Annotated in this window: 11 protein-coding genes and 1 tRNA gene; 3 read left to right on the top strand and 9 right to left on the bottom strand. The window is 64.9% G+C overall.

What is annotated here, in order from left to right; genetic code table 11:
* Positions 1-103: 103 nt before the first annotated feature.
* A complete protein-coding gene (gene gluQRS, locus EOA33_RS09070; RefSeq protein ID WP_126058121.1) occupies positions 104-979 on the bottom strand; it encodes a tRNA glutamyl-Q(34) synthetase GluQRS in 876 nt (291 codons plus the stop codon).
* A 97-nt stretch (positions 980-1,076) separates the two neighbouring features.
* Between gluQRS and EOA33_RS09075 the strand changes: the two genes are divergently transcribed.
* Both EOA33_RS09075 and EOA33_RS09080 read left to right on the top strand, forming a co-directional pair.
* Positions 1,077-1,718, top strand: a complete 642-nt coding sequence (locus tag EOA33_RS09075) for a DNA-3-methyladenine glycosylase (protein WP_126058122.1) — start codon at positions 1,077-1,079, stop codon at positions 1,716-1,718.
* 228 nt (positions 1,719-1,946) lie between these two features.
* Positions 1,947-2,504 (top strand): HNH endonuclease, encoded by a 558-nt coding sequence (locus EOA33_RS09080; protein ID WP_023677956.1) that lies wholly within the window; start codon positions 1,947-1,949, stop codon positions 2,502-2,504.
* 158 nt (positions 2,505-2,662) lie between these two features.
* Here EOA33_RS09080 and EOA33_RS09085 read toward each other — a convergent pair whose 3' ends face one another.
* Both EOA33_RS09085 and EOA33_RS09090 read right to left on the bottom strand, forming a co-directional pair.
* The gene (locus tag EOA33_RS09085; RefSeq protein WP_126058123.1) at positions 2,663-3,181 is read right to left on the bottom strand and encodes a disulfide bond formation protein B; all 519 of its coding nucleotides are present in this window, start codon (positions 3,179-3,181) and stop codon (positions 2,663-2,665) included.
* 25 nt (positions 3,182-3,206) lie between these two features.
* The gene (locus EOA33_RS09090; protein WP_126058124.1) at positions 3,207-3,797 is read right to left on the bottom strand and encodes a YqaA family protein; all 591 of its coding nucleotides are present in this window, start codon (positions 3,795-3,797) and stop codon (positions 3,207-3,209) included.
* Between the two features lie 234 nt (positions 3,798-4,031).
* On the opposite strand from EOA33_RS09090, the gene EOA33_RS09095 reads away from it, so the two are divergent.
* Positions 4,032-4,116: transfer RNA gene (locus tag EOA33_RS09095), tRNA-Leu, on the top strand.
* Between the two features lie 92 nt (positions 4,117-4,208).
* On the opposite strand, the gene EOA33_RS09100 is transcribed toward EOA33_RS09095, so the two are convergent.
* The 6 genes from EOA33_RS09100 to EOA33_RS09125 form a co-directional block, all read right to left on the bottom strand.
* Entirely contained in the window at positions 4,209-5,528 is a 1,320-nt protein-coding gene (locus EOA33_RS09100; RefSeq protein WP_126058125.1) for an HlyD family type I secretion periplasmic adaptor subunit, read from the bottom strand.
* Positions 5,529-5,532: 4 nt separating this feature from the next.
* Positions 5,533-7,314, bottom strand: a complete 1,782-nt coding sequence (locus EOA33_RS09105) for a type I secretion system permease/ATPase (RefSeq protein WP_126058126.1) — start codon at positions 7,312-7,314, stop codon at positions 5,533-5,535.
* A gap of 12 nt (positions 7,315-7,326) precedes the next feature.
* A complete protein-coding gene (locus EOA33_RS09110) occupies positions 7,327-8,751 on the bottom strand; it encodes a family 16 glycosylhydrolase (protein WP_126058127.1) in 1,425 nt (474 codons plus the stop codon).
* A 306-nt stretch (positions 8,752-9,057) separates the two neighbouring features.
* Positions 9,058-10,206 (bottom strand): YncE family protein, encoded by a 1,149-nt coding sequence (locus tag EOA33_RS09115; RefSeq protein WP_126058128.1) that lies wholly within the window; start codon positions 10,204-10,206, stop codon positions 9,058-9,060.
* Positions 10,207-10,271: 65 nt separating this feature from the next.
* On the bottom strand, positions 10,272-11,552 hold the full coding sequence (locus tag EOA33_RS09120) for a GNAT family N-acetyltransferase (protein WP_126058129.1): 1,281 nt from the start codon (positions 11,550-11,552) through the stop codon (positions 10,272-10,274).
* The gene (locus EOA33_RS09125) at positions 11,552-12,955 is read right to left on the bottom strand and encodes a lipopolysaccharide biosynthesis protein (protein WP_127405456.1); all 1,404 of its coding nucleotides are present in this window, start codon (positions 12,953-12,955) and stop codon (positions 11,552-11,554) included. Before EOA33_RS09125 ends, EOA33_RS09120 begins: the two co-directional genes overlap by 1 nt.
* Between the last annotated feature and the right edge of the window lie 151 nt (positions 12,956-13,106).

Here is a 13,106-nt window from a genome sequence, read left to right on the forward strand (position 1 = left end):
TTCGGGTGCTCACGTACTTGAAGTACGCTCCGCTCCGATTCTCGGAACCCGCCATTCTCGACTCGGCCTGACCTGAATCTCAGCATACCCAGTTCGAGGAATCCTAAAGGCCGACCAGCCGCCGGACATCGTCCGGCGAGGCGCCGGCCTGCCTGAGCGCGGCGAGGCCGGTATCGCCGAGGCTCTTCGACAGCTTGCGGCCGTCCGGGCCGAGGATCAACGGGTGGTGGAAATAGGCCGGCTGCGGCAGGCCGAGCAGGTCCTGCAGAAGGCGCTGAACGCCGGTCGCCAGGAACAGGTCCTGGCCGCGCACGACATGGCTGATGCCTTGCAGCGCGTCGTCGACGACCACGGCGAGGTGATAGCTCGTTGGGATGTCGCGCCTTGCCACGATCACGTCGCCCCAGTCCTGCGGCCGCGCCTCGATGCGCCGCGTGCCGCCGAGTGTGTCGTCACTGAATTCGGTCCATGACAGGTCGGCGGAAACGCACGCCATCGACTTTTCGATATCCAGCCGCCAGGCGAAGGGCAGGTTCTCGGCGATCCGTCGCTTCCGTTCCCTGATCGGCAAGGCCTTGTCCATGGCGGGATAGAGCGGCACGCCGTCGGGATCGCGCGGCCAGTCGCGGCCGCGCTTGTCGCTCCCGGCGATATGGGCCCTGATCTCGCCACGGCTCATAAAGGCGGGATAGACGAGCTCTTCCCCAATCAGCCGGTCGAGCACCGCCTGGTATTCGGCGAAGTGCTCGGACTGGCGGCGCACCGGTTGTTCCCACGCCAGCTCCAGCCATTCCAGGTCGCGATAGATGCCGGCTTCGAATTCCGGCGTGCAGCGCGTGGTGTCGATGTCCTCGATGCGCAGCAGCAGGCGGCCGCCCGCCGCCGATGCCAGTTTCTGGTTGAGCAGCGCCGAATAGGCATGGCCGAGATGCAGGTCGCCGTTCGGGCTCGGCGCGAAGCGGAATGTCAGCAGCGTCATCTCTTTGGCGGCAATCGGGTTGTGCGGCGCTTTCGCCGGTTGCTACTTTGCACGGCCATCAATTGCCACTTCGTGCGCGTCCTGGGAACAAGCAAACATGCAGCGCATCGCCAGTGTCGACGACATCGCGCGGGGCCTCGACGCGCTCTGCCGCATCGACCCGCGGCTGGAGACGGTGCGCGGCATGGCGGGCGATGTGCCGCTCAGGCTCTCCGAGCCGGGCTTCAGGAGCCTGGCCTCGATCATCGTCTCGCAGCAGGTGTCGCGCGCCAGCGCCGATGCGATCTTCGGCCGGCTGACCAGGCTGCTCGACCCGCTGACGCCGGAAGCGGTGTTGGCCGCCGGCGAGGACATTTTTCGCGAGGCCGGGCTGTCGCGGCCGAAGCAGCGCGGCCTGCTCGCCGTCGCCGGCGCCGTGGTCGAGGGGCTCGACCTGCACCGTCTCTGCCGGCTCGATGCCGATGAGGCGATCGCGGCGATGACGGCGGTGCCGGGCATCGGTCCGTGGACGGCGCAATGCTACCTGCTGTTCGCCGCCGGCCATCCCGACGTCTTCCCGGCGCGGGACGTCGCGCTGCAGAGCGCGGTCGGCCATGCGCTGGGCATCGACCCGCGTCCGCCTGAGAAAACGCTTATCCGCCTCGCCGAATCATGGAGCCCGTGGCGAGGTGTCGCGTCGCGGCTTTTCTGGGCCTATTATCGTGAAACGCGGGGGAGGGACGCCGCGCCACCGGCGTAAATCCGTAAAAAAGCCCTAAAATCATGCGTTTTTGACATTTCGGGCGCGCGACAATCCGCTTCACATCCCTGTCATGTCGGGCTTACAGTATCCGCGCCGATCGGTTACGGCGCCGTGCATCCGGTTGGATGCTCAAAAGACGCCGTAAGACTTTTGAAGTTGCGCATGATCCTTTCCGAAAATCGTTCGATTTTCGGGGTCATGCGCGGAGCCAAGGAGGTCAACGACGTGACGGTTGCCGTATCTCCGGATGGGCTTCCAGCACTGGTGCTGAACGCGGACTACCGTCCGCTCAGCTATTACCCGCTGTCGCTCTGGTCATGGCAGGATGCCATCAAGGCGGTGTTCCTCGAGAGGGTCAACATCGTCGCCGAGTACGAGCATGCCGTATCGTCGCCGACCTTCTCGATGAAGCTGCCCAGCGTCGTCAGCCTGAAGGCCTATGTGAAGCCGTCAAGGCATCCGGCCTTCACCCGCTTCAACGTCTTCCTGCGCGACCGCTTCCAATGCCAGTATTGCGGCACGCCTGACGACCTGACCTTCGACCATGTCATCCCGCGCCATCGCGGCGGCGCGACGACCTGGGAGAACGTGGTCGCCGCCTGCTCACCCTGCAACCTCAGGAAGGGCGGCATGATGCCGGCGCACGCCAAGATGTGGCCGCTGCAAAAGCCCTATCAGCCGACGGTGCACGACCTGCACAACAACGGCCGCCTGTTCCCGCCCAACCATCTGCATGAAAGCTGGATGGATTATCTGTACTGGGACGTCGAACTGGAACCGTAGAGTTCGGCAGAAATCCGCGAGCCCGGTCGTCTGCCGCAGCTTTCTGCGCTTCCGGTGCTCACGTACTTAGGTACGCTCAGTCCCGGTTCTCGAAAGCCGCGCCAGCCAATCCGGGCTGGCGAATTTCTGGACGAACTCTGCGTCGCCAGATCACGCGGTCAGTCGCGCGAAAGGGCGCTGCGGAAGGCGACGGCGGCGAGGATGAAGCTGGCGATGGCGTTCCAGCCGGCCAGCGACAGGCCGAGGATGCGCAGCGCCGCCTTGTCGCAGGAGGGCGGCACGAACTTGTCGAGCGCGTCGAGCACGCCCTTGCCGCCGGTGTCGACCGGGCCGGCGCCGGCGGTGCAGTCGGCCGGGCCCGGCCACCAAGCCCATTCGACGCCGGAGTGGTAGACGCCGAGATAGAGGCCGTAGAGCATCAAGAGGCCGCCGACGGCGAGCAGGCCTCGCGTTAGACAGGCCGGCGCCTTGAGCAGCGAGGCGATCGCCGCCAACAGCATCAGTGGCGCGCCGACGTAATAGGGCGTGCGCTGCTCCAGGCAGAGGTGACAGGGGATGTAGCCGCCAATGTACTGGAAGGCGAGCGCCGAGCCGACGGTGGCGGCCATGGCGACGGCGAGGAACAGGGCGGCGCGCGTCCGCTGGCGTCCGGTGTCGGCATTCATGGTCGCTGTCATCGAAGGTGGTCCGTTTGCGTGGTCGCTATGCGTGGGCGTATCTGACGAGGATATAGAGCAAAATAAGGGCAGCGGCGCCGGCGCCGACGATCATGCCGAGGCGCTTCTCGATGAACTCCTTGATCGATTCACCATAGCGGCGCAGCAGCCAGGCCAGCAGCAGGAAACGAGCGCCGCGCGCCACGATGGCAAGGCCGATGAAGAGCAGCAGATTGACGCCGATGACGCCCGACAGGATCGTCACCACCTTGATCGGCGGCAAATGAGCGGCGCCCGAGGTGATCAGCATCAGGATGATGAAGCCGATGCCGGACGACGTGCGCAGCGCTTCGAACTCGTCGTATTTGCCATAGAATTCGAGGATCGGCTTGGCCACCGCCTCATAGGCGTAGTGGCCGATGAACCAGCCGAAGACGCCGCCGAGCACCGAAGCGGCGGTGGCGATCAGCGCGTAGCGGTAGGCGCGCTCCGGCTTCGACAGCGCCATCGGCAGATAGAGCACGTCCGCCGGCACCAGGAACACGGAACTCTCGACGAAGGCGATGAAGGCCAGCCACCATTCGGCGGATTTGCGGGCTGCCAGCGAGAGCGTCCAGTCGTAAAGTCCGCGAAGCATCGGCTCTCCTGTGATTGCGCCGCCCTTCCTGCACTGTCCACGCATGTCGTTTTGCGCGACATGCAGCGACGCGCCGCTTGTCTAGAAAGATTTTCCGCGCCGCACAATGGCAGCACCTTCACGAAACCGAAAGGTGAAGATTGGTCGCGGGCGTGAAGCCGATCGGGAAACTCGCCAGTTGACGAACAGGCCCGCAACCGTATAGTCCGCGCCCATCCAGGCCGCCCGGCCTGAGCCCCTATGGCGGAATTGGTAGACGCGCTCGACTCAAAATCGAGTTCCGCAAGGAGTGCTGGTTCGATCCCGGCTAGGGGCACCACTTTCAATAATCAGGCAGCGGGCCTTCTGGAAACGTCCGCCGTACCGATCCGGTGATGGAGGCACGATGATGAATCGTGCGGTCAGCAAGGCCTATCGCTCCGTGAAAGCACGCGCGAAGGAATCGAGCATCGGCCGTGCGAGATACTCGAAGAAGGTGCGATTGCCGGTGTTGATGAACGCCTCGACCGGCGTTCCCGGGTAAAGCTGGTCGGCTTTCACGCCGGGCGGCAGGGCGTCGGCAATCTTAAGCCTGGCGCGGAAATAGGGTTCGCGCGTGGTCTGGTCGATCAGGCGGTCGGCGGAGATTTCGCTCACCGTCGCCGACACCTCCGGCGTCAGGCGCATGTTGAGCGCCGACAGCCTGAGCTTTGCCGGCTGGCCGACGCTCACCTGGTCGATGTCCTTCGGCCTGAGCTTGGCATCGACGTTGAGGCCCGATGCCGTCGGCAGGATCTCCATGATCTTTTCGCCCGGCGCGATCACGCTGCCCATGGAATTATAGGTCGACGACACCACGATGCCGGCGGCCGGCGCCTTGATCGTGGTGCGCCGAAGCACCGCTTCGGCCGCCCTGATGCGCTCCTTGATGTCGGCGAGGTTGGTGCGGACCTCGTCGAGCCTGGTCAGCGCTTCTTCCACGCGCTGCGTGGTCAGCCGCTCGACCTGCACCTGCGCCTCGACGATCTGGGAGTTGGCCGCGGCGAGGTTTGCCTCCAACGCGCCGGCCTGGCCGACGAGATCGGCCTCAGAGCGCAGAAGCTGCGAGTATTCGGTGCGGTTGGTGAGGCCCTTGTCCAGCAGGCTGGTCTTGATGCCGAGCTCCTTCTTCACGACATCGGCCTGCTGCTCGATGGCGAGTTTCTGGGCGTTCAGGCCCACGACCGACTCGCGGTGCATGGCGACCCGCTGCGCCATGATCGACTGTTCGGAGTGGAAGCGCGCGAGCCTGGCGTCGAATACCTTCTGCTGTTCCCGGACAAGATTTTCGAAATCCTGCTGGAACGGCGCCGGCGCTGCCTCGGTGATCGGCGCAAGCCTGTCCAGTCCGTCGCGCTCGGCTTCGAGGCGCGCCGCGCTTGCCTTGAGCGCGATCGACTGCCTGGTCAGCCGGTTGAGGTCGGCTTGCGCCGCCGTCCGGTCGAGGAGGATGAGGTCCTGGCCCTGCCGCACGCGGTCGCCCTCACGGACGAGCAGTTGCTGGATGATGCCGCCCTCGGGCTGCTGGATCAAGATGTTGCCGCCAGTGGCCGATATCGTGCCTTGCGTGATCACCGCGCCGGACAGCGGCGCGCTCATCGCCCAGTAGCCGAAGCAGCCCGCGAAGATTGCGATTGCCCCATACCCGGCCAGCGCCACACGCCGGAAGTCGGTGCGCGGATGGCCGTCGAAGGTGAGGCTCTCGGCTGTCATCGACTTACGATCCGAAGCGGGTGCCGTGTGCGCGCATCGTCTGCGCGAACGAGCCCGTCACCACGGTGCCCTGCTGTGCAGGCAGACCCTTGGCCACCGACGACTGGCGCAACACCTCGCCGCTCGGACCGAAGGCTTCGATCACGCCACCGCGCAAAAGCATCACGCGGTCGCAGGCCGCGGCGATCGATGGGCGATGCGTGATCACGATCGTCGTGACGCCGGCGGCTTTCGCAGCCGAAAGCACCGCTTCGAGCGCCATCTCGCCGCTGCCGTCGAGATGGGTGCTGGGCTCGTCCAGCACGAGGATCCGCGGATTGCCGTAGAAGGCGCGCGCCAGCCCGATCCGCTGTCGCTCGCCGCCCGACAGCGTCCTATCCGAGGGACCGACCATGGTCTGGTAGCCATCGCGCAGCGCCAGAATCAGATCATGCGCCTCGGCGCGCCTTGCCGCCTCGATGATCGCGGCGTCGTCCGCTTCAGGGTCGAAGCGGGCGACGTTGTCCGCGATCGGTCCAGGAAAGAGCTCCACCTCCTGCGCGAGATAGCCGATATGCCTGCCAAGCTGGTTTTCGTCCCAGGTCTTGACGTCGGCCCCGTCGATCCGCACCAGGCCGCCGGTCGGTCGAGCCGCGCCGACAAGCAATCGAGCGAGCGTCGATTTGCCGGCGCCGCTCGGGCCGACGATCGCCACCGCTTCGCCCGCGGCGATCGCGAAATTCAGCCGCTTGAGGATAGGCTCCGTGCCGAACGGAGCGTTCGGCGCGATGAAGAAAAGATCCTGCACGGAAATCGCGCCGGAAGGATCCGGCAGGGACAGCTTCCGCGCTTTCGCCGGATGTGCCGCAAGCGCGGTCTCCAGCCGCTTCCACGCCCGCCTGGCGTCGACGATCTGCCGCCAGGATCCGATCAGCTGGTCGAGCGGCTGCAGCGCACGCGACGAGACCAGCGAGGAGGCGAAGATCATGCCGGCCGTCATCTGCCCTTCGAGCACCAGCCATGCGCCGGCGCCGAGTATCGCGAGCTGCAGCATCATGCGCAGCGCCCGTGAGGCGCCGCTGAAGATCGCGTTGGCGCTCGCCGAGCGGTCATGCAGGACAAGCGCGTCAGCCACATGCCGTCCCCAGACCCGTGCGGCGTTCTCGACCATGCCCATGGCGCGCAGCGTGTCGGCATTGCGGGCGAAGGCTTGTTCCGCTTGGGCGGCGACGGCCGAACGCCCCGCCGACAAGGCATCGTTCCTGCCGATGGCAAGCTGGTTGGCCACCACCAGGAGAAGCAACAGCACGGCGCCGGCGAGTGTCAGCCAGAACAGGACGGGATGGATGAGATAGAGCAGAGCGAGGAAGACGGGAGCGAAGGGCAGGTCGAACAGCACTGCCACGCCGCGCGACCTGATGAAGGCGCAGGCCGAGGCAAGGTCGCGCAGCGGCGACAAGCCGCCAGCATATCTGGCGCCTAGCGCGGCGGCGAATGTCGTCGCCCCCAGCCTGCCATCGACCGTCGCCGCGACGCGCTGCGCGTAGATGGCCCGCACCGCGTCGAGGAAGCCGAGAAAGGCGAGCGCGATCACCGCGATCGCCGAAAGGTAGAGCAGCGTCTCGACGCTCGAGGACGGCAGGACGCGGTCATAGACCTGCAGCAGGTAGAGCGGGATCACTAGCAGCAGGATGTTGATCAGTAACGAGAAGATGCCGACATCGGCGATGGCGCGCCTGAACACCGGTCGCAGGCTTGACTGCCTGGTCGTGCCCGCATTCGCGCGAGGAGCATGGTCCTGAGACATGCGCACGGACGCCTAGACCGCGTGCTCGCCCGTGACGTTCAAATGGCTCTGCTGCAAATAGTCCAGCGTATAGGCGTGGATATAGTCGATCTTCATCTGAGCCGGCGTGGCGAGATGGTCCGGCGGCGCGCCGGCCTGACCGCCGATCGCGAGATCAACCAGCATGTACATGGGCTTGTTCATGTCGGATGGCGTTGCCGCCTCCGCGACCTGCACGCCGTCATAGGTCCAGACCAGCTTGTCCGGCGTCCACAGCAGGCCGTAGGTGTGAAAGCCGTCGGTGTCGGAGACATTCACCGTCGATCCGACCTTGGTGTGGGTTCCCGTCTCATTCGTGTGCGCGGTCATCAGAAGCGAGTTCGGACTTTGGCCATACATTTCCACGACGTCCAATTCCGGCGGCCACGAGCCGTCTTCCGGCAGCAGCCAGAAGGCCGGCCAGGCGCCGGTGTTTTCCGGCAGGTCGGCCCTCATTTCGAAATAGCCATAGGTCTGGGCGAAGGTGTCGTGCGTGGTCAGGATGCCGGAGGTGTATTCATAATTGTTGATAAGCGGCTTGATGTCGGCCGACGCCTGGGCCGCGGTGATGGTCAGCACGCCGTCGTCGACGCTGAATGGGTGGACCGAACTCGTCGGCGCGTAATTGGCGTCGATGTACCATTGTAGCTCGTTGTTCTGGGTGAGCGTGCTGCCGTTCGGCGCCCCCCACCAGAAGTTGGTGTCCCAGGTGCCGCCCTGGCTATTGTGAAGGCTGAGCGTGTTGAAATCGTCATTGAAGGACAGCGTCATTCCGGACTTGTCGATCGGCAGCTCGAACTGGCCGGCCGACAGCTTGTCGGCAGTGGTGTTGTTGAACACCAGCACCTCGTTCGATCCGAGATTCAGCAGAAGGTTCGCTCCGGCCTGGATCAGCTGCGCCTTGACGTCGTCGAACGACATGAAGTCGTAGCCGTTGAGACGGATGGTGTCGTCGGCGCCGAAATCGGTGATCAGGTCGCTTCCGTGGCCCTTGGTGATGATGAACGTGTCGGCGCCGCCACCGCCGATCAGTACGTCGTTGCCCAGGCCGCCGTCAAACGTCTGGCTGCCGGTACCGCCCTTGATTATGTTGTCGACCGAATTGCCGAACGCGTAACGATTGGCGCCGGTGACAACGAGGTTCTCGAAATTGTTGGGGAGCTTGTAGCTCATCCAGGTGTCGATCGTGTCGATGCCTTCGCCGGGCAGCTCGACGGCCCGGTTGATCGTCGAATAGAGATGGTAATAGTCGTCGCCCGCGCCGCCATACATGGTGACGTTGACGCTGGTGTTGCCCCAGAAAGAGTCGTTGCCGGATGTGCCGCGCAGTTCCGGCCCGGCCCCGGTTGCGGAGAACCAGTGGGTGGAAGCGCCGGTGTAGGGAAGGGGAATGCCTTTTGCGTTGACGACACTGGTCATCGGACGATCCTTCCTCGGAATGCCGGCCTGTTGGAGCCGCTCGATAGGAGTTCAAGCGACCGCTTGCGGACCAACGTTGTAGTGCAAATCATCGTTCCAACGAATCACCATATAGTACAGGGAAAAAGGTATTTTCCTCGATTATTTCTTATGAGTGAATAGAATGAGGAATCTCTAATACAATTAAAGCGCGAAGCCGGACCAATTTTACTCAATATTTCTGGAATTCTGCCAAATGTTTAGGCAAATCGCTGTGGCAGGATGCATTTTGATTTGAGGCGCTCGCCTCGTCCTGGCGAGGCAGGCCTAGCGCATGTTCCCGGTATGCCCCTGCGAGTATCGTCCGGGCAGCGGCCACACCGTCAGCCCATGAGGCTCCAGGCCGACGGGGATCCTGGTGACGGCGCCGGACGTGGTGTCGAACATGTAGACTTCGCTGTCGAAGCGGCCGGACAGCCAGAGCTGCTTCCCATCGGCGCTGATGTTGCCCATATCCGGGCTGCCGCCGCCCGGGACGGGCCACTGGGCGATGACCGAGCGGGTGGCGAAGTCGATCACCGTGACGCTGCCTGGCCCCTTGGCGCGACCCTGCTCCATCTTGTGCGAGCCGCGGTTCGAGACATAGAGCCGCCTGCCGTCGCGGCTGACGACGAAGCCATGCGCGCCGATGCCGGTGGGGACGAAGCCGATTTCGGCAAAACTGTCGCCGTCGATCAGGAAGACGCCGTCATTCATCATGTCGGCGACGTAAAAGACCTTGCCGTCGGGCGAGAGCCTTATGTCCTGCGGCATGCCCATCTTCGAGAGGTCGAGATGGCCAAGCACCTTCTGGTTCTTCAGGTCGACCTTAAGCAGCCCACCATCGCCGTATTCGCAGGTGAAGATCGCGTAGGAGCCGTCGACGGAGAAATCGGCGTGGTTGATGCCGGCGCAATCGGGCGTCAGGATGACCGACTTCAGCGCCATGGTCGCGGGGTCGCGCAGGTCGAGCTGGCGCAAAGCTTCGTCGACGATGATGGCCGAGCTGCCGTCGGGCATGAAGTACATGTTGTAGGGGTCGTCGACCGGGACCTGCCGGCTGGGCTTGCCGGTCTTCGGGTCGACCTCGGTCAGGCTGCCGTTCTTGCCCGTTCCGTTGTTGGCGACCCACAGCGTCTTGAGGTCCCAGGAGGGGACGACGTGCTGCGGCTTGCTGCCGACGCTGAACCTGTCGACCTCCTTCAGGGTCGTGGTGTCGATCACCGAGACGCTGTTCGACGACCGGTTGGGCACATAGACACGCGGCAGTGCGCCGGCCGTGGCCGGGCTGAGATGGCCGGCGGTCGTATGGCTGTAGACGTTGACGGACGGCGCGCCGCAATCCTCGAGACAAGAGCCGGCAAGGGTCCGGGCCGGCAGCAGGGCAAGCAGGAGAACCGGCGCGAGGCCGGCATGACGCAGGACGGTCCTGATCATCTGGATTGCCTTGCGATGAATGCCGACCGGATTCGGCTGCCGAAAGCCATGCGCTCGCCGTTCCTCTAGCGTCGTTTCAGCAGGCTGCGCATGCGGTTGCGCAGGATCCGGGCCATGTTGCGGGTCTCGCGGTAGAGATGCAGCTGCGAGGCCGCCTGGCGGGCGAGGCGGTCGGCGTCGGGCGACAGCCCAAGCACCAGCGTGCCCATCGGTTTGCGCTCCGTCCACAGCCGGCTCATCACCGGATGGTCGGGCACGGCGCAGGAATCGGTCACCACGATATTGGGGTCTTCGAGGTTCTGCCTGGTGACCTCGATCATCAGCAGCGTGCCCGGCGAGTAGGCCGACAGCGTCTCGTCATAGGCGGTCTTCCAGGTGTACGCGACGCCGGCCTCGACGAAGACGATCAGGCAAGCGATGGTGCGGCCGTCGAGCGTCAGCGAGTGGATGCGGCAGAGGTCGTGCTCAGCCAGCCGGTGCACGGCCTCGCGGGCGAAGGCGGCGCGGTAGCGGTCGATCGCCATGGCGGTGCGCTCGCGGCCCTTCCAGCCGGCCGCCTCAAGCGTCAGGAAGCTTTCGATAGCGTGGCGGATATCTTCCGGTCCGCGCGCCACGATGTGCTCGAGCTGGCCAAGATCGGCCAGGCGGCGCTTCAGGCGACGGAATTCGCGGTAGTGGTGCGAGCGCAGCGACGCCTTGAGGTAGTCCTCGCCGTCGGCCTCGCTTTCGAGCATCGGGCGATCCATCTTGCCGGTGGTGACCATCGTCAGGCCGCGCGTTTCGGCAAAGGCGGTCAAAAGGCTCGCCACCGGTCCGTCCAGCCTGATGTCGGGCAGCACGAAGACCCTCGGCATCTTGAGGTGCGGCCTGGACAGCATCGAGAAGAAATCCTCGATGACGCCGACCGGATCGTCGCGGTCGACCAGCGGCGTGCCGAGCGGGCCGAACGGGCTCGACCAAGTGCGCATGACGGGAACGCCAAGCGGGATGGCCGGTCGCTCGACCGAGAACGGCACCAGCAGGCGCAGCCGGTTGCGGTATTCGTCGCCGTCGCGGATCACGGCGAGCTTGACCTCGCGGTCCTCCAGCCTCGGCATGGCCGGCGCGAGGAAACGCGGATTGAAGAAGACGTTGGGCTCGACGGTGCGGGCGCAGAGATAGTCGAGTTCCTCGACCAGGTCGAAGCCGGCGGCGGCCGGATAGATGGCGAGCTTGCGCTCGGGCCTGTTGTTGGCGAGGATCTCGATATGGGCGGGGTCGGCGTCGCGCGCCAGGCCGGCCAGACCCTGCACCATGGCACCGGCCGGGCCGCCGCTGGTTTCCTCAAGCAACGGGATGGCGGCCATTAGGCGTTCCCCTTCCTGGCGGTCGCGAAGATCAACATGACGATGCCGAGCTTGCGCCAGACGGTGAAGGTGAGCGCGCTGGCCTCGAAGACCATGGCGAGGCTGGTGGCGATCGCCGCGCCCCAGAGGTGGAAGAAGGGGATCAGCACGACGTTGAGGCCGATGTTGAAGGCGAGCGTCATGGCGTAGACGGCGGCGCAGATGTTCTGGTTGCCGCTCATGGTGAGCAGGCTCTCGCACGGGCCGACGGCGGCGCGCGCCACGACGCCAAAGACGAGCAGGAACAGCAGCGGGTAGCCGGCGGTGAATTCGGGGCCGAACAGAACCAGCATCGGCTGTCCCAGCGCCAGCACCAGCAGCGCCATCAGCAGCGAGGGCCAGAAGGTCCACGACACCGTCTCACGGGCGAAGGCGGCAAGCCGATCCGGCTCGCCATGGGTGAACTGGGCATAGCGCTGGGCGACGCCGGCCTTGACGGCGAAATAGACGAAATGCACCAGCGCCAGCGTCTTCACGGTAGCGAAATAGACGGCGACGTCATCCGGATCGAGATAGGCGCCGACCATCAGCACGTCGGCGTTGGTCAGCAGGAAGAAGAAGCTCTCGACCAGGAAGATCGGCAGCGAGACCATGAACCATCGCGTGAAATGCACCTTCATCGGACCGGGCACGAGCTTGCGGTCGATGCGCGCGGTGACGCCCATGAACTGGCCGATCGTGGTGGCATAGCTGGCGGCGATCGAGGCGAAGATCGCGGTCCTGGCATCGGGCGCGTAGCCCGCCGCCAGCATCAGCGCCATGAACACCAGGATCAGCACCGGCCGCACCAGATAGGTCGGCGACAGCGCGAACAGCGCCCATGAATTCGCCCGCGCCAGCCCTTGCAGGAGATCGCCCAGCGCGATCATCGGCAGGCAGATGACGCCGAGGATGAAGGGCACGACATAGTAGTTCTCGATCCAGGGCGAGAACAGCCAGACGCCCAGCGCGCCGAGGCCGGCAATGGCCGTCGAGGCAACCAGCACGAACAGCCGGCTCGCCACGACGATGCCGCGCAGTTCGGCGAGCAGGCCGCGCTCGCGATATTCGGGGATGAAGCGGATGACGGAGGTGTGGAAGCCGAGGCAGGCGAGGTTGCCGACGATCACCATCGTCACCCAGACCAGCACGAAGATGCCGTATTCGAACGAGCCCATCCAGCGCGCCATCAGCACCTGGCTGACGAAAGCGATGACGGCGCTGATAATGCGGATGGCGAAGGCGATGAGCGACATGCGGCCGGCCTCGCCGCGCTCGTCGGCGGTGAACAGCACGGCATCGATGCGGCCAAGCAACGGGTTCACGCGCAGCGCCCAGCGCTGCGGCAATAACCGCCCGGCAGTCGTCGCCGCGGAAAAGCGCACCCCGATTATTCTCCGTTTTCCGCCTCTTTCCTGCGTTTCGATCTAGCGAAAACACATTAAGAAACGGTTGGGTGGGGAGCTTTCCTTCTCCCTGTCACTATACGGGGCGAAGGCGCCGGCAGGCGAATGAGGGGCGGCGCAGCCCTTCTAA

Source organism: Mesorhizobium sp. M4A.F.Ca.ET.050.02.1.1 (genome assembly GCF_003997725.1).
In the GTDB taxonomy this organism is placed as follows: Bacteria; Pseudomonadota; Alphaproteobacteria; order Rhizobiales; family Rhizobiaceae; genus Mesorhizobium.

Excerpts from the sequence above, each read along its gene's own strand:
- EOA33_RS09085 (WP_126058123.1), bottom strand. The coding sequence starts at position 3,181 with ATGACAGCGACCATGAATGCCGACACCGGACGCCAGCGGACGCGCGCC.
- EOA33_RS09100 (WP_126058125.1), bottom strand. The coding sequence starts at position 5,528 with ATGACAGCCGAGAGCCTCACCTTCGACGGCCATCCGCGCACCGACTTC.
- EOA33_RS09120 (WP_126058129.1), bottom strand. The coding sequence starts at position 11,552 with ATGGCCGCCATCCCGTTGCTTGAGGAAACCAGCGGCGGCCCGGCCGGT.
- EOA33_RS09110 (WP_126058127.1), bottom strand. The coding sequence starts at position 8,751 with ATGACCAGTGTCGTCAACGCAAAAGGCATTCCCCTTCCCTACACCGGC.
- EOA33_RS09115 (WP_126058128.1), bottom strand. The coding sequence starts at position 10,206 with ATGATCAGGACCGTCCTGCGTCATGCCGGCCTCGCGCCGGTTCTCCTG.
- EOA33_RS09090 (WP_126058124.1), bottom strand. The coding sequence starts at position 3,797 with ATGCTTCGCGGACTTTACGACTGGACGCTCTCGCTGGCAGCCCGCAAA.
- gluQRS (WP_126058121.1), bottom strand. The coding sequence starts at position 979 with ATGACGCTGCTGACATTCCGCTTCGCGCCGAGCCCGAACGGCGACCTG.
- EOA33_RS09105 (WP_126058126.1), bottom strand. The coding sequence starts at position 7,314 with ATGTCTCAGGACCATGCTCCTCGCGCGAATGCGGGCACGACCAGGCAG.
- EOA33_RS09075 (WP_126058122.1), top strand. The coding sequence starts at position 1,077 with ATGCAGCGCATCGCCAGTGTCGACGACATCGCGCGGGGCCTCGACGCG.